The organism is Myroides sp. A21 (genome assembly GCF_000807225.1).
Lineage (GTDB): Bacteria > Bacteroidota > Bacteroidia > Flavobacteriales > Flavobacteriaceae > Flavobacterium > Flavobacterium odoratimimum.
Genome location: NZ_CP010327.1, coordinates 577586 through 596516, shown reverse-complemented (window position 1 = coordinate 596516; position 18931 = coordinate 577586). Strand labels below are relative to the sequence as shown.

Annotated in this window: 9 protein-coding genes, 4 tRNA genes and 4 rRNA genes; 16 read left to right on the top strand and 1 reads right to left on the bottom strand. The window is 37.8% G+C overall.

All coding sequences use genetic code 11. The annotated features are described in order from the left end of the window. Positions 1–30 precede the first annotated feature (30 nt). From MYRA21_RS02775 to MYRA21_RS02755, 5 genes are all read left to right on the top strand, one after another. Positions 31–945, top strand: coding sequence for a dimethylarginine dimethylaminohydrolase family protein (locus MYRA21_RS02775; RefSeq protein WP_006259466.1), 915 nt, complete (start codon positions 31–33; stop codon positions 943–945). A 10-nt stretch (positions 946–955) separates the two neighbouring features. Further along, on the top strand, positions 956–1894 hold the full coding sequence (ctlX, locus tag MYRA21_RS02770) for a citrulline utilization hydrolase CtlX (protein WP_006259465.1): 939 nt from the start codon (positions 956–958) through the stop codon (positions 1892–1894). A 144-nt stretch (positions 1895–2038) separates the two neighbouring features. Further along, positions 2039–4162 carry a TonB-dependent siderophore receptor gene (locus tag MYRA21_RS02765; protein WP_016650416.1) on the top strand — a complete coding sequence of 708 codons (2124 nt, stop codon included), beginning with the start codon at positions 2039–2041 and terminating at the stop codon, positions 4160–4162. A 50-nt stretch (positions 4163–4212) separates the two neighbouring features. Continuing rightward, the gene (locus tag MYRA21_RS02760) at positions 4213–5604 is read left to right on the top strand and encodes an HmuY family protein (protein ID WP_230486186.1); all 1392 of its coding nucleotides are present in this window, start codon (positions 4213–4215) and stop codon (positions 5602–5604) included. A 172-nt stretch (positions 5605–5776) separates the two neighbouring features. After that, a complete protein-coding gene (locus tag MYRA21_RS02755) occupies positions 5777–6415 on the top strand; it encodes a hypothetical protein (RefSeq protein ID WP_006259462.1) in 639 nt (212 codons plus the stop codon). A gap of 236 nt (positions 6416–6651) precedes the next feature. Here the strand turns inward: MYRA21_RS02755 and MYRA21_RS02750 are convergent, their stop codons facing one another. Then, entirely contained in the window at positions 6652–7620 is a 969-nt protein-coding gene (locus MYRA21_RS02750) for an AraC family transcriptional regulator (protein ID WP_006259461.1), read from the bottom strand. A 130-nt stretch (positions 7621–7750) separates the two neighbouring features. On the opposite strand from MYRA21_RS02750, the gene MYRA21_RS02745 reads away from it, so the two are divergent. From MYRA21_RS02745 to MYRA21_RS02695, 11 genes are all read left to right on the top strand, one after another. Beyond that, complete coding sequence (locus MYRA21_RS02745; RefSeq protein WP_006259460.1) at positions 7751–8413, top strand: class I SAM-dependent methyltransferase; 663 nt, start codon at positions 7751–7753, stop codon at positions 8411–8413. A gap of 70 nt (positions 8414–8483) precedes the next feature. Continuing rightward, positions 8484–9818 carry an MATE family efflux transporter gene (locus MYRA21_RS02740; RefSeq protein ID WP_006259459.1) on the top strand — a complete coding sequence of 445 codons (1335 nt, stop codon included), beginning with the start codon at positions 8484–8486 and terminating at the stop codon, positions 9816–9818. A gap of 153 nt (positions 9819–9971) precedes the next feature. Then, on the top strand, positions 9972–10538 hold the full coding sequence (gene xpt / locus MYRA21_RS02735) for a xanthine phosphoribosyltransferase (protein WP_006259458.1): 567 nt from the start codon (positions 9972–9974) through the stop codon (positions 10536–10538). Positions 10539–11609: 1071 nt separating this feature from the next. Next, positions 11610–13127, top strand: a 16S ribosomal RNA gene (locus MYRA21_RS02730). An 82-nt stretch (positions 13128–13209) separates the two neighbouring features. Next, a tRNA-Ile gene (locus MYRA21_RS02725) sits at positions 13210–13283 on the top strand. 91 nt (positions 13284–13374) lie between these two features. Next, positions 13375–13448: transfer RNA gene (locus MYRA21_RS02720), tRNA-Ala, on the top strand. A 151-nt stretch (positions 13449–13599) separates the two neighbouring features. After that, positions 13600–16493, top strand: a 23S ribosomal RNA gene (locus tag MYRA21_RS02715). A 108-nt stretch (positions 16494–16601) separates the two neighbouring features. Beyond that, positions 16602–16711, top strand: a 5S ribosomal RNA gene (gene rrf / locus MYRA21_RS02710). A gap of 265 nt (positions 16712–16976) precedes the next feature. Beyond that, a 16S ribosomal RNA gene (locus tag MYRA21_RS02705) occupies positions 16977–18494 on the top strand. Together the 16S, 23S and 5S rRNA genes with 4 tRNA genes alongside form the textbook arrangement of a ribosomal RNA operon. Before the next feature lie 81 nt (positions 18495–18575). Beyond that, positions 18576–18649, top strand: a tRNA-Ile gene (locus MYRA21_RS02700). Positions 18650–18740: 91 nt separating this feature from the next. Then, positions 18741–18814, top strand: a tRNA-Ala gene (locus MYRA21_RS02695). The last annotated feature ends 117 nt before the right edge of the window (positions 18815–18931 follow it).

Sequence of the window (18931 nt, the reverse complement as noted above, 5' to 3'; positions counted from 1 at the left end):
TTTTGTTATATTTGTGGAAAATCAATATTTATGCTTAAGTTAAACGTTAAGAATGAAACCTCGAGATTGCGGGCTGTGGTCCTAGGTACAGCTAATAGTATCGGACCCACACCTACAGTAGAAGAAGCTTACGACCCTAAGTCGTTAGAGCATATTAAAGCAGGTACTTATCCTGTAGAATCTGACATGATTCAAGAAATGGATGCTTTTAATAAAGTATTCGAAAAATATGATGTAAAGGTGTATAGACCTGAAATCATTGAAGACTACAATCAAATTTTTACTCGTGATATTGGATTTGTGATTGAAGATAAATTCATTAAAGCGAATATCCTACCAGATAGAGATCGTGAATTACATGCAATACAGTATGTGTTAGATCAAATTAATCCTGCATCTATAATCTCTGCTCCAGAAGAAGTACACTTTGAAGGAGGAGATGTAATGCCATGGAATGATTATATTTTTATAGGAAGCTATAAGCGTCCAGATTATAAAGAATATATTACAGCAAGAACAAATCAACTAGGTGTTGATTTTATTAAAGAATTATTCCCTAATAAAACAGTTTTATCATTTGACTTGGTGAAGTCTAGAACAGAACCTCGTGATAATGCATTGCATTTAGATTGTTGTTTTCAACCAATCGGAAATGATAAAGGAATAATCTATAAAGGTGGTTTTTATGATGAGAAAGAATACTATCAATTAGTTGAAATTTTCGGTAAAGACAACTTATTCCACATTGAAAGAGAAGAAATGTATCATATGTTTTCGAATGTATTTTCTATTAGCCCAGAAGTTATTGTGTCTGAACGTAATTTCACAAGACTGAATAATTGGTTAAGAGATAATAATTTCGTTGTAGAAGAGATTCCTTATGCAGAAATTGCAAAACAAGAGGGGTTATTAAGATGTTCTACATTACCTTTGATACGTGATTAAAATATATGTTATGAATCAAACTACTAATACAATATTAATGATTCGCCCTGTGGCGTTTCGTATGAACGAACAAACTGCAGTAAATAACTATTATCAAAAAGTACTTGATAATACAACTCCTGCTACAGTTAATGCAAAAGCTCAACAAGAGTTTGATGCTTTCGTAGAAAAATTAAGAGCTGTTGGAGTTAATGTTATTGTAGTAGAAGATACTGTAGATCCTGATACACCAGATAGTATTTTCCCGAATAACTGGATTTCTTTTCACGAAAGTGGAGAAGTAGTTCTTTACCCAATGTTTGCTGAGAATAGAAGGCTGGAGAGAAGAGAAGATATATTTGATATCTTGGAGAAAGAGGGCTTTGTAATTGATGATGATATATGGGATTATACGTCGGCGGAAGAAGATGATTTATTCTTAGAAGGAACAGGAAGTTTATTGTTAGATAGAGCTAATGAAAAGACGTATTGTGCATTGTCACCACGTGCTGATGAAGGTTTAGTTATTGAGTTTTGTGAAGATTTTGAGACAGACCCGGTAATTTTTGAAGCGTTTCAAACAGTAGATGGAGAAAGAAAACATATCTATCACACTAATGTTATGATGTGTTTAGCCGAAACATTTGCTGTAATTTGCGCAGATTGTATTGATGATAAACAAGAGAGAAAAACAGTCTTAAATAGTTTAAAGAGCACAGGAAAAGAAGTTATTACTATTACGGAAGAACAAGTTAATAATTTTGCTGGTAATATGTTACAAGTAAAAGGAGCAAACGATCAACGTTATTTAGTAATGTCAACGCAAGCTTATAATAGTTTAGACGCTAATCAAATAAAAGCAATAGAAAAGCATTGTCCAATCTTACATAGTAGCTTAGATACTATAGAAGCTTGTGGTGGTGGAAGTGCTCGTTGTATGATGGCAGAAGTGTTCTTACCTAAGAATTAGATAGATATTTATTTTGATATACTGAAAACGAAGCAATAGCTTCGTTTTTTTATTTACAAAATAATTATTTAAATTCATTTTAAATAAGATATTTTTCTATCTTTGCAATCAAGAAATCATCTAAATAAAAAACAAAAAGAATAAATGAAGCGTAATACCATATTTGTACTGAGTGCTTTTTGTGCAATTCCAGCATTTACTTTTGCTCAAGTACAAGATACTATAACGCCACCCAATGCTAATCTTGGAGAAATTGTTATCTCTGGACAGTATAGTCCACAATCTATAAATAAGGCTGTTAATAATGTGACAGTTCTGAATAGGCAACGTTTAGAAAATTTAGGGGCAGTAACATTAGCTGACGCATTAAATCAAGTGATGAATATATCTATACTACCAAATGCTGGTACAGGTAGATCTACTGTGAAGATGTTTGGTTTAGACGCCCAGTATTTTACGATACTAGTGGATAATGTACCTATGATTTCTGATGAAGGCTTTGGTAATAATACAGACCTTACTCAGATTAACTTAGATGATATTGAACAAGTAGAAATTGTAGAAGGAGCCATGGGGGTTGACTATGGAGCCAATGCAGTAACAGGAATTATAAATATCATTACTAAGAAAAATAATATTCATGATTGGAACGTAAATTTCTTTACACAAGAAGAGACTGTTGGTGATGAATATAATTTGAAGAATAAAGGAAAGCATATTCAGGGGCTAACGATAGGACATAATATAAATGATAATTTATATGCAAGTGTTAGTTATACTCATAATGATTTTAAAGGATGGTTTAATGATAGAAAAGGGTTTACTTATTATGGAGATGAGGATAAAAGGGGGCACGAATGGTTACCAAAGAATCAAAATAATGTAAAGGCTCTTCTGAATTACCACCATAAGTCTTATCGTGTATTCTATAAGTTCGAATACTTTGATGAGAGAATGAAGGATTATAGTAAGACCTTCGAGGTAAACGAGGATCCTGTGTTTGAAACGATTGATCCTATTGCTAAAGATCGTATTACGAATACAAAGAGATGGTCTAACGTTCTAAATACTTCTGGTAAATTTCAAGATCTTTTCCGTTTTGATTTGTCTTTTACTTATCAGAAACAAGAGAGGGAGATAGATTTTTATAGATATAGAATTAAGTATGACGAGAAATTTGATAAAAACTCATATAAAAGTGAAAGTAGAGAAGTGTTCTTTTCGAGGGGAACTTTTAGTGATTTTATTAAATGGGAGAGAGCTAGATTCCAAGTAGGATATGAAGTAGCGAATAGTAAAGGGTATTCATTAATGAGCGAATCATTAGGAGAATCTCCTCAAAGCAGATCTTTAGGAAGTTATGATTTTTATGCTTCATCAGAGATTGACGTTATGCCTAATTTCATGATTCGTCCTGGATACCGTTTAATGACTTCAAATACTTTTGACAGTCAGCATGCTATGAGTTTAATGCTTAAATATGTATTGCCAAATAATTATGAGATTCGTGCTACTGTAGGCACATCACCTCGTTTGCCTAATTATGAAGAGTTATATACGTATTTTGTAGACGTTAATCATGATTTACAAGGTAATCCAAATTTAAATCCTGAGAAAGGGAAGACGTTCTTTTTGAATATTAAAAAGGCAGTAGAATTTAGTGAAGATATTGAATTTAGTAGTAGTTTGACTGGACGTTTTTTGAATGTACAAGATAAGATTGATGTAATTCAGATTATTGATCCATCAGGACTTAAGTATAAATATCATAATGTTAATCGTTATAGAAATATAGGAGTAACTTTCTTGAATCAATTGCGTTGGAAAACATTAGATGTAGGTCTTGGTTTTACTTATTCAGGGGCTGCTCAGCAAATATATGGTGCTCCTAGTGATACAGATAAATTCTTATATACTCCTGAAGTGACAGCTAATGTTAGTTATAAGTTGCCATCTACAGGGACTATGTTCTCGTTATATTATAAATTTAATGGGGAAGAGTATCGTTATAAGATGGAGTCAGATCTTTTTGGTGAATACTATATGAAAGGAAAGCAAGAAAGCTATTCTTGGATGGATTTTAGTGTCCGCCAGCCTTTCTTTAAGAATATGTTGTTTGCAACAGTTGGGGTAAGAAATATATTTGATGTTAAAGATTTAACATCAACAACAAGTTCTGGAACAGCGCATAGCTCTTCTTCTCCTTCACAACCACTGGGATATGGAAGAAGCTTCTTTGTAAAATTACAATATAAATTAGGTTTTTAATGATGATGAGACGTTTATTACATATTAGCATATTTATTGTATCTCTTTTTATGATGATATCATGTGAAAAGGATTCTAAGAATGGTAATAGTGACACAAGGGATTTTATTGTAGCTTATGAAGAACAATCTATCAGTTATGGAGAAATCGTAGAAAAGAAAGAATTAAATGTGATTTTTTCTGAACCGGCTGCCGAAGCGGGTAGTATTGAGATGAGAGTTTCTGAAGTAAATGCAAGATATGATGTAGATTATAATACTATTCCAAGTGCTAAAGCGGGTATATTAACTATTCCTTTCGCTAAAGGCGATCGAAAAGTGAATTTTGTATTTAATAACCTAATATATCCTTATGATCGTTCTGATAAGACAGTCCAGTTTGATATAGTGAAGGTTAATTATTCAATAAAAGAACCTAAGATTCAAGGATATAATGTGATGGTGGTTAGTTTTGATACAGCTATTGGAGGTCTTTTAATGCCTGCTATTGGTGGACCGAGCCAACCTAAACAAGTATACGTAGATTTAGGAGGAAAGGCAATGTATCTTGTACAACGTGATTCTTGGGACTTAGCCTTTTATGCAGATAAAGAGTTTAGAGTTAAATTGAACGGATCTATTTATATGGCTACAAGTGCTTTATCAAGTACAGATATTGATAAAGTGAGAGAAAGTGATGTAACGAGTCTAAAAACTCAGGTACAGATAGGTACATTTGATCCAGCTAATGTTGCTTATATAGATGCTCCTACTGGTGAATTATCAGCAACAGCAATTAAGGAGGTAAAACTTAACCCTGATGAAAATAAAGTTTATTTAGTAAACTTAGGTTTTAAACCTGGTGCTTCTAGTGTTGCTGCAGGTTCTGTAAATGTAACTGGTGATACAAGAGGATGGAAGAAGATTAGAATACTAAGAAAAGATCAAGGTTATCTACTGCAGTATGCAGATTTAAATGATAGTACACATAAGGAAGTGTTTATAGAGAAGAATTCATCTTATAACTTTGTTTTCTTTAGTTTCGATACTAATAAGATTGTTAATGTTGAACCAAGTAAACAAAAATGGGATTTAAACTTTACTGTATTTACAAATACAGTTGATCAAAACGGAGATCCTAAAGGTTCTTATGGTTATTCAGATTTTATTGTAAACAATAGATATGCGGGTGTTACTGCTTATAAAGTTACAATACCTGAAAAGGATAAAACAATGTATAAGAATTTCTCTTTAGCTGATGTAGATAAAAGCGCACTATCTTTAGATTTACGTACTATAGGTGGTACATGGAGGGACGTAGCGAATGATAAAAAATTATTTACTAATATCTTTTACGTAATTAAAGATTCAAAAGGCAACTACTATAAGATGCGTGTATTGAGCTTTATGAATGAAAAAGGTGAACGTGGATACCCAAGATTTGAATATAGCCTATTAAGGTAATTAATAATATTACATAACTATTTGTTGTCGCAGGTTATGTATGTGATTCAATGTAATCATACAGTACTTCAAGTATTTGTTGTTTATTGAGTTGTTAGTTTATTTTTGTTAGAAAACCCCAAGATTGTCGCTCTTGGGGTTTTTTTATTACTTTTAAGTTTTTAATCTGTCTATGATGCCTATAGTTACACATTCTAATAAGATTCTACATCCTTTATTTTTAGTATGCCTAGCTTTGCTTCTGTGTAATGATTTTTGGTTGAAAGAAGAGTTTTCTAATGTGATAACGGGCAAACTATCAGATTTTACAGGACTATTTATCTTCCCATTTTTTTGGTCTGCCTTTTTTCCAAAATATACTAGAGGTATTCATATAAGTACAGTGTTATTGTTTATATGGTTTAAAAGTCCTTTATCTACCCCTGTGTTATCATGGCTTAATGGTTTTGGATTATCTATCGGACGGGTGGTTGATTATACTGACTATATGGCTTTAGTCAGTGTGGTGTTGTCCTATTATGTATTTAATAATATTACTATCCATAGATCATATCGCAGTGCCAAAGTAGGAGTGATTTATCTTTCTATTTTTTCTTTTATGGCAACTTCTCAGATTCCTAAAGTATCTACTTTTTATCCTATTCAGGACCAAGAGTATTATTTTAAAGGAACGAAGAGAGAACTGATTCAAAAATTAAATGAAGTTCAAGTAGAAAAAGTGCAGGAGTGGAATAATAAACTTACTCCTGTTCAAAGACCTATTGTAATTGACTCGGTTAATGATTTGATACATTATGAACTAAATGATTAATATGTACTAGGTAGATTATTAGATGTCGAAGAGGGACAGAAAGATAGCGTTTACTATGAATCTGATCTGGTTAAGTTTGTCATCACACAAGAGAACACTAGAGCTAAAATTACTCTTCTTGAGATTATGGTTAGAGTTCAAGGGATAGGAGATGTTGATATCACTAAACTACCATATCCTAAAAAGGAAGTCAGAGCTTTCAAAAGAAATTTGATAAGCCCCTTAAAGAAGAAATTCTAAGCTTCTCTGTATTTAGCTGGTGTAGTTTGATACATACGTTTAAAGGCAGAAGTGAAGTGTTGTACATGCTCATATCCACAGTAGTGAGCTATTTCTTTGATAGGTATAGTTGTGTTGCGCAACAATTTATGAGCGTATTCCATTCTTAATTGATACACATATCCGAATATTGTAGTATTGTAGACCTCTTTGAAGCCTTTCTTTAGTTTATAATCATTTAATCCCACTTCTAGTGCAAGTTCTGATAAACTAAGAGGGGCTTGATAGTTTTGTTCTATGTGTTCTTTAGCTTCTGCCAGTTTTTGTTTATCAGATAGAGATATTTTTGTCAAATCCTTATTGGAATTTAAACGTATATATTGCTCGAATTGTAATAGGAGTAATTCTTTACTCTTTACATCTAAGTATAATTGTTTCATGACACCAGTTCTATTTGTGTTATAAATTTCGGTAAGAACTGCTTTTATTTCTACGTTTACTAAAGCATTGTTTTGGAATAACTGGTTGTTTGTTTTATTGATAGGAGGGATCAGACCTTCATATTGATTAATTAAGGAGTCCACATGGTCTTGAGGGAATAGTACCTCCATATATTCATTGCTGTTTTCATTTTGTTTAAAAGTACCTTGTAGTTCTTTTTGTAAATATAGGTTGTGTTGATTTTTATTAAACTTTACATTGTTGTAAGTCGAATTAAAGGCTGATCTACCATTTATACAAAAGTGCATTTCATAAAATGGTTCATCTGTATACATCTCTATAGAGATATCCTTTTTTATATTCATCATCCCGAAGATTAGAATAGAATTCTGATTATAGTACTCTGTTACTTTATTTTCTACTATATCATTGTGGATGCGTATGGTCTTACATTTATCTAGATTAGCTGTTTCTGAGCATAAAGTTTGATATCTTTTCTCTAGTAAGATCTCTTTTGTATTGATGTCCTTAATGATCATTTCCATAATAATCCGTTTTGCGTAAAGTTTATTCCTTTTTAGGTAACAACTATTTTAGTTACATGAAGGAAATTTGCACAAATATAATTATTAAGATTAATTCTAAATAACTATATTTGGTCAAAATTTATAGTATATGGAGCCAATGGATAATATTGAATTAGCAAAGCAGCTTAAATGTCCTAGTGGAGATGATGGAGTTAGGGTTGGAAATAGGATGTATGCATCCAATAGCAATATGATTTATAAAACTATTGACCGCTTAAACATTAAAGCAGGGATGCATATTCTAGAATTAGGGTTTGGTAATGGTCGCCATTTGCCATATTTGTTTTCTAAAGAAAAAAGCTTGAGTTATGAAGGTATTGAGTTATCTGATGTCATGTTAAGTGAAGCAGCCGAATTCAATAAAGAGCTAATAAAAGAAAGTAAAGTCAAATTGTCTTTAGGGAATGATACAGGAAGAATGGATTTTGAAGACAAATCTTTTGACGGTTTCTTTTCGATCAACACTATTTATTTTTGGGAAGAGCCAAATAAGTATTTTCAAGATATATATCGTATTTTACGTTCAGAAGGACAATTAACTTTATCGTATATTCAGAAGGACTTTGCTCTAAAACAAGCTTTTGCTACAGAAGAAGTCTTCCATTTTCATAAGACAGAGTGGCTTATTCGTTTATTGACTAATATTGGTTTCTATAATATAGAACAATGGCAGTATATGGAGAATACAACTAATAAGTTGGGACAAGCTGTTGTACGTCCATTTGTTATTCTAAAAGCGACTAAGTTGTAAAGAAAGAAATCTTCTTATCCTTGTTTCTAATGTTTATCTGTGAGAATTATTAAATCATTCACTTATAAATATGGATAAACAGAAACAATTGATTTTAAAAGGCAATTTGCCTAATGTGATGTGGCAGATGTCTTGGCCAGCTATTATAGCGATGGTCTTATTTGGGCTAAATAACTTTTTAGACGGTGTCTTTGTTGGGCACCTGATTAATGATACAGCATTGGCAGCTGTTGGGATAGCTTTTCCTTTAGCACAGATTGGACAAGCTATCGGTAGCCTTATAGGCACGGGTGCAGGTGCCGCTATTAGTATTTGGATAGGAGCAGATGATCAGAGTAATTTGGCTAGATGTTTAGGTTCAGTTAATTTTCTTAGCATTTTATTCTCCGTGGCTTTTATGCTTCCCGCCTATATTTTTGCCGATGAACTAATCTATTTGATGGGAGGCAGAGGGGAGATAGCTATTTTAGCTTCCCAGTATTATAAGGTTATTCTATTAGGTACTTTCTTTTGGGTACATGGTTTAGCGTTGAATATGATGATTCGCGCAGAAGGAAAGATGAAGACTGCAGCTATAATGATAGCGATAGGGTTAATAATCGATATAGTACTTAAGCCTATTTTTATCTCTACATTAGGAGGTGGGGTAGTTGGTGCTGCTTGGGCTACTAATGTATCGATGATTGTTTATACTATTCTAGGTATAGGGTATTATCATTTTTCTAAATCTTCTTTTAAGACTAATGTTTGGTCATTTTTTAATGATAAGCAGATTACTAGATTTATTATTAAGCTAGGAATGCCTGCCATGATTATGATGGTGATGGTTGTCATTCAGAATATAGTCATTTTTAATGCCTTGTCTAAGTATGGTACAGATAGTGACATTACCTTCTTTACTGCTGTTAATCGTTTTTATTTATTATTGTGTACACCTATGTTCGGATTGATGCGTGCACTTCAGCCAGTAGCAGGGATGAATTATGGTGTCCAGAATTATGTTCGTACTAAGCGATCGTATGTGTTATTTACTTGGACTGGAGTAGGGCTATTATTACCCTTCTGGTGTTTAGTAATGTTTTTCCCTCAGGATGTCTTATCCTTAATGATACCAAACCAATTATTTTCAATAGATCAATTGATTAATTTTCGTGTCTATATGAGTGTTTTGTTGGTGTTGCCAGCTATATTCATGGGTATGGTTTGGTTTCCATCTGTAGAGAATGCGAGGCCAGCTAGTTTGGTTGCGCTTTTTAGACAGCTAGTGTTGTATGTTCCTATTATGTTAGTTGTGCCCCGTATTTTTGGGATTAATGGTATTTATTGGGCAAGTGCTTTGATTGATTGGGCTATTTTTATTGTAGTGATTTTTGTGTTAAGACGTAGTTTTAAGAGGATGGTATAAATTAATAGAAGAATAGAGGCTGTTTTTTCTTGCTTGAGTAAAGAATTTAAAGGAACTAGGATAGGGATAAAAGGATTATGCGTAAATTCGCTTGCAATTTTCAAAGGAAGTTTAGTCGTCCTTTTCATTTTATAATTATACAACACAACATATATGGAATTATTAAGAGAGAGAATTTTGCAAGATGGAAGATGTTTTGAAGGAGGAATTTTAAAAGTAGACAGTTTTATCAACCATCAGATGGACCCTGTACTAATGAAATCTATTGGAGTAGAATTCGTAAGAAGATTTGCAGGAACTAATGTGAATAAAATTATGACTATTGAGGCTAGTGGGATTGCTCCAGCTATTATGACAGGATATTTATTAAATCTTCCTGTGGTATTCGCTAAGAAGAAAAAACCTAGCACAATGGAAAATATGTTACATACACAGATACACTCTTTTACTAAAGATAGAACGTATGATGTAGTTATAAGTAATGATTTTCTTCAGCCTACAGACAATGTTTTATTTGTAGATGACTTTTTAGCGTATGGTAATGCTGCTTTAGGAGTACTAGATTTAATAAAACAGTCTGGTGCTAATTTAGTAGGAATGGGATTCATTATAGAAAAAGCATTTCAAGACGGACGTAAGTTAATAGAAGAGCAAGGAGTAAGGGTAGAATCTTTAGCAATAATAGAAGATCTGTCGAACTGCACGATTACGATTAGATAATATTTTAGAATAGTTTTATATTCATATACAGCCCTGGACTATATAGTCTAGGGCTTTTTTATTGTCATCATAAGTTAACCCCCTTCAAGAGCGCGACAAGACTTCTTCAATATTGGTTCAAGAAAGAGGTGCTCAGGTAGAGTAATCTTAGAGAAATGTTGAAGCAGTGTTGAAGAAGTAGGTATAAAGGCTTGTTATTACTGGGATTAGGAAGTGTTTTGGTTTTAGAAAGATAATACTGGTAATATACTTTACTTGTTGATAGACAGTTGTTTGTGAGGGTAAGTGCTCAATGTGAGAATAAAAAAAGTGTGTTAGTTTTTCTTCAAAACAAGGATATAGCTACTTAATAATGAACTTTTCTTCAAAAAACACACACCTATATAAGTAGATCAACTACAAAAAAGTAGATAAAACACCTTTATATAGGATAAAGTAACATTTAGAAATAGACAGAAAGGGCATAAGAAGGCATATTCTCAATTATTACATATATATAATAGAGTACAAGATGAAGCGCTGCTCTTTACGTATATATAGTATAGAGACGCCATAACGCTATAACCTTTAAAAAAAGATAAAAAAACTTTTACTCGTAAAAGGTGGTATAATAATGAGTTATGAAATACTTTTCAAAAACCTTTAAAAAAAGGCAAAGATAAGTTTGGAAGTAAGGGAAAAGATACTACTTTTGCATCCGCATTAGAGAAGTGATAACGACTCTAGAGGCAGACGATCATAAACAAAAAGTGAAGCAAGAACGACTAAAAATAAGCTTTGAAAAATTTATAAAAATAAATTTGGATAAGTAAAAAATAAGGTGGTATCTTTGCAGTCCGCTTCAGTAAAAACGGGAGTTGAGCGAAAAAATAAAGGAAAATATTTTCTAGAAAAGTTTTGCTAATTCGAAATAAGTTTTTATTTTTGCACTCGCTTTGAAAAACAAGTGAGACTTAGAAATAAGAAGACAACGTTCATAAACATATTGGATTGACAGCATACAAATAAGAGAGTAAGGCAAATCGCTAAGATTTGGAATTATACTTTTTTAATTTACGAAATTAAAAATATACGATGAAGAGTTTGATCCTGGCTCAGGATGAACGCTAGCGGCAGGCCTAACACATGCAAGTCGAGGGGTAGAAAGAGCTTGCTTTTTTGAGACCGGCGCACGGGTGAGTAACGCGTATGCAACCTACCTTATACAGGGGAATAGCCCGAAGAAATTCGGATTAATGCTCCATGGTTTATCGATATGGCATCGTATTGATAATAAAGATTTATCGGTATAAGATGGGCATGCGTATCATTAGCTAGTTGGTGTGGTAACGGCATACCAAGGCAACGATGATTAGGGGTCCTGAGAGGGAGATCCCCCACACTGGTACTGAGACACGGACCAGACTCCTACGGGAGGCAGCAGTGAGGAATATTGGTCAATGGAGGCAACTCTGAACCAGCCATGCCGCGTGCAGGATGACGGTCCTATGGATTGTAAACTGCTTTTGTACAGGAAGAAACCTCCCTACGAGTAGGGACTTGACGGTACTGTAAGAATAAGGATCGGCTAACTCCGTGCCAGCAGCCGCGGTAATACGGAGGATCCGAGCGTTATCCGGAATTATTGGGTTTAAAGGGTTCGTAGGCGGCTTTGTAAGTCAGTGGTGAAATTTCCTAGCTTAACTAGGACACTGCCATTGATACTGCAGAGCTTGAATAATATGGAAGTAACTAGAATATGTAGTGTAGCGGTGAAATGCTTAGATATTACATGGAATACCAATTGCGAAGGCAGGTTACTACGTATTTATTGACGCTGATGAACGAAAGCGTGGGGAGCGAACAGGATTAGATACCCTGGTAGTCCACGCCGTAAACGATGGATACTAGCTGTTCGGTTTTCGGACTGAGTGGCTAAGCGAAAGTGATAAGTATCCCACCTGGGGAGTACGTTCGCAAGAATGAAACTCAAAGGAATTGACGGGGGCCCGCACAAGCGGTGGAGCATGTGGTTTAATTCGATGATACGCGAGGAACCTTACCAGGGCTTAAATGTAGATTGACAGATTTGGAAACAGATTTTTCTTCGGACAATTTACAAGGTGCTGCATGGTTGTCGTCAGCTCGTGCCGTGAGGTGTCAGGTTAAGTCCTATAACGAGCGCAACCCCTATTGTTAGTTACCAGCGCGTTAAGGCGGGGACTCTAGCAAGACTGCCGGTGCAAACCGTGAGGAAGGTGGGGATGACGTCAAATCATCACGGCCCTTACGTCCTGGGCTACACACGTGCTACAATGGCAAGTACAGAAAGCAGCTACCTGGCAACAGGATGCGAATCTCCAAAGCTTGTCTCAGTTCGGATTGGAGTCTGCAACTCGACTCTATGAAGCTGGAATCGCTAGTAATCGGATATCAGCCATGATCCGGTGAATACGTTCCCGGGCCTTGTACACACCGCCCGTCAAGCCATGGAAGCTGGGGGTACCTGAAGTCGGTGACCGCAAGGAGCTGCCTAGGGTAAAACTAGTAACTAGGGCTAAGTCGTAACAAGGTAGCCGTACCGGAAGGTGCGGCTGGAACACCTCCTTTCTAGAGAATAATTATAGAAGTATGATACTTTACTCTCGCTGTTAATACCAAAAAAAAAGAATAAAAGAATTAAGTAATACAGAGTCTCGTAGCTCAGCTGGTTAGAGTACTACACTGATAATGTAGGGGTCGGCAGTTCGAGTCTGCCCGGGACTACTAATTTACTAAATTGAAGGAAATACTAGAGGTTAAACTAACCGCCCAAAAGTTACTGTTAACTGTAAGCTGTTAACCAAACACTAGATATGGGGGATTAGCTCAGCTGGCTAGAGCGCCTGCCTTGCACGCAGGAGGTCATCGGTTCGACTCCGATATTCTCCACTACGGCATAAAATCAAAACTGGTTTAATTATCAGTGGCGATTCGCCACAAGTTCATTGACATATTGATAAAACTTAACTAACAAAACAGTTAGAAAGAATAAAAAAGATATAGAAATATATAGAAAGTACGATTCGAAAGAATTGTAAGCACATAAGCAAAATAAGGGCGTATGGGGAATGCCTAGGCTCTCAGAGGCGAAGAAGGACGTGATAAGCTGCGAAAAGCTACGGGGATTGGCACACACGAATTGATCCGTAGATATCCGAATGGGGCAACCCAGTATGTTGAAGACATACTATCCAATATGGAGGCGAACCCGCTGAACTGAAACATCTAAGTAGGCGGAGGAGAAGAAAACAAAAGTGATTCCGTAAGTAGTGGCGAGCGAACGCGGAATAGCCCAAACCAAAGTTGTTACGGCAATTTTGGGGTTGTAGGACCACGAGATTTCTTGCGGATTTAATTAGAATTACCTGGAAAGGTAAACCGAAGAGGGTGATAGTCCCGTATAAGTAAGAGAAGATAAGAATAGTGGTATCCTGAGTAGGTCGGGGCACGTGAAACCTTGATTGAAACTGGCGGGACCATCCGCTAAGGCTAAATACTCCTGAGAGACCGATAGTGAACCAGTACCGTGAGGGAAAGGTGAAAAGAACCGTGAATAACGGAGTGAAATAGATCCTGAAACCATACGCCTACAAGCGGTCGGAGCCCCTTTGTGGGGTGACGGCGTGCCTTTTGCATAATGAGCCTACGAGTTACCGTTGCTGGCAAGGATAAGTGATTAAGTCATGGATCCGTAGCGAAAGCGAGTCTTAATAGGGCGCTTAAGTCAGTAGTGGTAGACGCGAAACCGTGTGATCTACCCATGGGCAGGTTGAAGTTTAGGTAACACTAAATGGAGGACCGAACCGTTTAACGCTGAAAAGTTTTCGGATGACCTGTGGGTAGGGGTGAAAGGCCAATCAAACTCGGAAATAGCTCGTACTCCCCGAAATGCATTTAGGTGCAGCGATGATCGATAGTTACTTAGAGGTAGAGCTACTGATTGGATGCGGGGGCTTCACCGCCTACCAATTCCTGACAAACTCCGAATGCTAAGTAATGATAGTCATCAGTGAGGGCATGGGTGCTAAGGTCCATGTCCGAGAGGGAAAGAACCCAGACCATCAGCTAAGGTCCCCAAATGTATGCTAAGTTGAAAAAACGCGGTTTGATTGCCCAGACAGCTAGGATGTTGGCTTGGAAGCAGCCATTCATTTAAAGAGTGCGTAACAGCTCACTAGTCGAGCGATCGAGCATGGATAATAATCGGGCATAAGTATACTACCGAAGCTATGGATTTGCGCATTTAGTTGCGTGAGTGGTAGGGGAGCATTCTAACGGCGCAGAAGGTGATTTGTGAGAATTGCTGGAGCTTTTAGAAAAGAAAATGTAGGCATAAGTAACGATAAGGGGTGCGAGAAACACCCCCGCCGTAAGACTAAGGTTTCCTCAGCTATGCTAATCAGCTGAGGGTTAGTCGGGACCTAAGGCACACCCGAAGGGGGACGTCGATGGCCAACGGGTTAATATTCCCGTACTACTAATAATTGTGATGGAGTGACACAGTGATGAAAGCACCGCGAACTGACGGAATAGTTCGTTGAAGCACGTACCTATAGGTTTGATAGTAAAATGCGTCGAACTTGGAGAAATGCGATAGTACTTTGAGTCTTCGGACAACGAGATAGTGTGCCTAAGGGCTGTCAAGAAAAGCTTCTAAACTTAGATTATTAGTACCCGTACCGTAAACCGACACAGGTAGTCGAGGAGAGTATCCTAAGGCGCTCGAGAGATTCATGGCTAAGGAACTAGGCAAAATAGACCTGTAACTTCGGGAGAAAGGTCGCCAGCGCAAGCTGGCCGCAGTGAAAAGGTCCAGGCGACTGTTTATCAAAAACACAGGGCTCTGCAAAATCGTAAGATGACGTATAGGGCCTGACACCTGCCCGGTGCTGGAAGGTTAAGAGGAGATGTTATCGATGAGTAATTGTTGAGAAGCATTGAATTGAAGCCCCAGTAAACGGCGGCCGTAACTATAACGGTCCTAAGGTAGCGAAATTCCTTGTCGGGTAAGTTCCGACCTGCACGAATGGTGTAACGATCTGGACACTGTCTCAGCCATGAGCTCGGTGAAATTGTAGTATCGGTGAAGATGCCGATTACCCGCAGTGGGACGAAAAGACCCTGTGCACCTTTACTATAGCTTAGTATTGTTCTTGGATAAGTGATGTGTAGGATAGGTGGGAGACTTTGAAATGGCGTCGCTAGGCGTTGTGGAGTCATTGTTGAAATACCACCCTTTGCTTATTTGAGATCTAACTCCCTTATTGGGGAGGACATTGCTTGGTGGGTAGTTTGACTGGGGTGGTCGCCTCCAAAAGAGTAACGGAGGCTTCTAAAGGTTCCCTCAGCACGCTTGGTAACCGTGCGTAGAGTGCAATGGTATAAGGGAGCTTGACTGAAAGACTAACAAGTCGAACAGGTACGAAAGTAGAGCATAGTGATCCGGTGGTTCCGCATGGAAGGGCCATCGCTCAAAGGATAAAAGGTACGCCGGGGATAACAGGCTGATCTCCCCCAAGAGCTCATATCGACGGGGGGGTTTGGCACCTCGATGTCGGCTCGTCACATCCTGGGGCTGGAGAAGGTCCCAAGGGTTGGGCTGTTCGCCCATTAAAGTGGCACGCGAGCTGGGTTCAGAACGTCGTGAGACAGTTCGGTCTCTATCTACTGTGGGCGTTAGAAATTTGAGTGGATCTGATTCTAGTACGAGAGGACCGAATTGGACCAACCTCTAGTGCATCTGTTGTCTCGCCAGGGGCATCGCAGAGTAGCTACGTTGGGAAGGGATAAGCGCTGAAAGCATATAAGTGCGAAACCCACCACAAGATGAGATTTCTTTAAAGGGTCGTTGGAGATTACAACGTTGATAGGCTATAGATGTAAAGACAGTAATGTCAAAGTCGAGTAGTACTAATAACCCGTAAGCTTATGTGAATCTCCCCTTGTTAATACAAGGGGAGGGCAACTTTCTAAGGTATAGTTAAGTTTAAAATATCAATATAGTTAAAAATATTAGTTACGCTAATCGTGTAACAACCGATTTAAGGTGGTTATTGCAGCGGGGCTCACCTCTATCCATTTCGAACAGAGAAGTTAAGCCCGCTAGCGCAGATGGTACTGCTAACCAGTGGGAGAGTATGTCGCCGCCTTTCTTTAGAAATCCTCGCTGATTTTCTAGCGAGGATTTTTTATCTACAAATTTTACTGAAAAAAGGAAAAACTTTAAATAAATATTCAAATTCATTTGGATTGTAAAAAATAAAGTTCTACTTTTGCACTCGCTTTGAAAAACAAGTGAGGCTTAGAAATAAGAAGACACGTTCATAAACATATTGGATTGACAGCATACAAATAAGAGAGTAAGGCAAATCGCAAGATTTGGAATTATACTTTTTTAATTTACGAAATTAAAAATATACGATGAAGAGTTTGATCCTGGCTCAGGATGAACGCTAGCGGCAGGCCTAACACATGCAAGTCGAGGGGTAGAAAGAGCTTGCTTTTTTGAGACCGGCGGACGGGTGAGTAACGCGTATGCAACCTACCTTATACAGGGGAATAGCCCGAAGAAATTCGGATTAATGCTCCATGGTTTATCGATATGGCATCGTATTGATAATAAAGATTTATCGGTATAAGATGGGCATGCGTATCATTAGCTAGTTGGTGTGGTAACGGCATACCAAGGCAACGATGATTAGGGGTCCTGAGAGGGAGATCCCCCACACTGGTACTGAGACACGGACCAGACTCCTACGGGAGGCAGCAGTGAGGAATATTGGTCAATGGAGGCAACTCTGAACCAGCCATGCCGCGTGCAGGATGACGGTCCTATGGATTGTAAACTGCTTTTGTACAGGAAGAAACCTCCCTACGAGTAGGGACTTGACGGTACTGTAAGAATAAGGATCGGCTAACTCCGTGCCAGCAGCCGCGGTAATACGGAGGATCCGAGCGTTATCCGGAATTATTGGGTTTAAAGGGTTCGTAGGCGGTCAGATAAGTCAGTGGTGAAATTTCTTAGCTTAACTAAGACACGGCCATTGATACTGTTTGACTTGAATAGTATGGAAGTAACTAGAATATGTAGTGTAGCGGTGAAATGCTTAGATATTACATGGAATACCAATTGCGAAGGCAGGTTACTACGTATTTATTGACGCTGATGAACGAAAGCGTGGGGAGCGAACAGGATTAGATACCCTGGTAGTCCACGCCGTAAACGATGGATACTAGCTGTTCGGTTTTCGGACTGAGTGGCTAAGCGAAAGTGATAAGTATCCCACCTGGGGAGTACGTTCGCAAGAATGAAACTCAAAGGAATTGACGGGGGCCCGCACAAGCGGTGGAGCATGTGGTTTAATTCGATGATACGCGAGGAACCTTACCAGGGCTTAAATGTAGATTGACAGATTTGGAAACAGATTTTTCTTCGGACAATTTACAAGGTGCTGCATGGTTGTCGTCAGCTCGTGCCGTGAGGTGTCAGGTTAAGTCCTATAACGAGCGCAACCCCTATTGTTAGTTACCAGCGCGTAGTGGCGGGGACTCTAGCAAGACTGCCGGTGCAAACCGTGAGGAAGGTGGGGATGACGTCAAATCATCACGGCCCTTACGTCCTGGGCTACACACGTGCTACAATGGCAAGTACAGAAAGCAGCTACCTGGCAACAGGATGCGAATCTCCAAAGCTTGTCTCAGTTCGGATTGGAGTCTGCAACTCGACTCTATGAAGCTGGAATCGCTAGTAATCGGATATCAGCCATGATCCGGTGAATACGTTCCCGGGCCTTGTACACACCGCCCGTCAAGCCATGGAAGCTGGGGGTACCTGAAGTCGGTGACCGCAAGGAGCTGCCTAGGGTAAAACTAGTAACTAGGGCTAAGTCGTAACAAGGTAGCCGTACCGGAAGGTGCGGCTGGAACACCTCCTTTCTAGAGAATAATTATAGAAGTATGATACTTTACTCTCGCTGTTAATACCAAAAAAAAGAATAAAAGAATTAAGTAATACAGAGTCTCGTAGCTCAGCTGGTTAGAGTACTACACTGATAATGTAGGGGTCGGCAGTTCGAGTCTGCCCGGGACTACTAATTTACTAATTTGAAGGAAATACTAGAGGTTAAACTAACCGCCCAAAAGTTACTGTTAACTGTAAGCTGTTAACCAAACACTAGATATGGGGGATTAGCTCAGCTGGCTAGAGCGCCTGCCTTGCACGCAGGAGGTCATCGGTTCGACTCCGATATTCTCCACTAGGACAGAAGTCCAGAAGTTCATTGACATATTGATAAAACTTAACTAACAAAACAGTTAGAAAGAATAAAAAAGATATAGAAATATATAGAAAGTACGATTCGCAAGAATTGTAA

Excerpts from the sequence above, each read along its gene's own strand:
- MYRA21_RS02775 (WP_006259466.1), top strand. The coding sequence starts at position 31 with ATGCTTAAGTTAAACGTTAAGAATGAAACCTCGAGATTGCGGGCTGTG.
- ctlX (WP_006259465.1), top strand. The coding sequence starts at position 956 with ATGAATCAAACTACTAATACAATATTAATGATTCGCCCTGTGGCGTTT.
- MYRA21_RS02765 (WP_016650416.1), top strand. The coding sequence starts at position 2,039 with ATGAAGCGTAATACCATATTTGTACTGAGTGCTTTTTGTGCAATTCCA.
- MYRA21_RS02760 (WP_230486186.1), top strand. The coding sequence starts at position 4,213 with ATGATGATATCATGTGAAAAGGATTCTAAGAATGGTAATAGTGACACA.
- MYRA21_RS02755 (WP_006259462.1), top strand. The coding sequence starts at position 5,777 with ATGATGCCTATAGTTACACATTCTAATAAGATTCTACATCCTTTATTT.
- MYRA21_RS02750 (WP_006259461.1), bottom strand. The coding sequence starts at position 7,620 with ATGGAAATGATCATTAAGGACATCAATACAAAAGAGATCTTACTAGAG.
- MYRA21_RS02745 (WP_006259460.1), top strand. The coding sequence starts at position 7,751 with ATGGAGCCAATGGATAATATTGAATTAGCAAAGCAGCTTAAATGTCCT.
- MYRA21_RS02740 (WP_006259459.1), top strand. The coding sequence starts at position 8,484 with ATGGATAAACAGAAACAATTGATTTTAAAAGGCAATTTGCCTAATGTG.
- xpt (WP_006259458.1), top strand. The coding sequence starts at position 9,972 with ATGGAATTATTAAGAGAGAGAATTTTGCAAGATGGAAGATGTTTTGAA.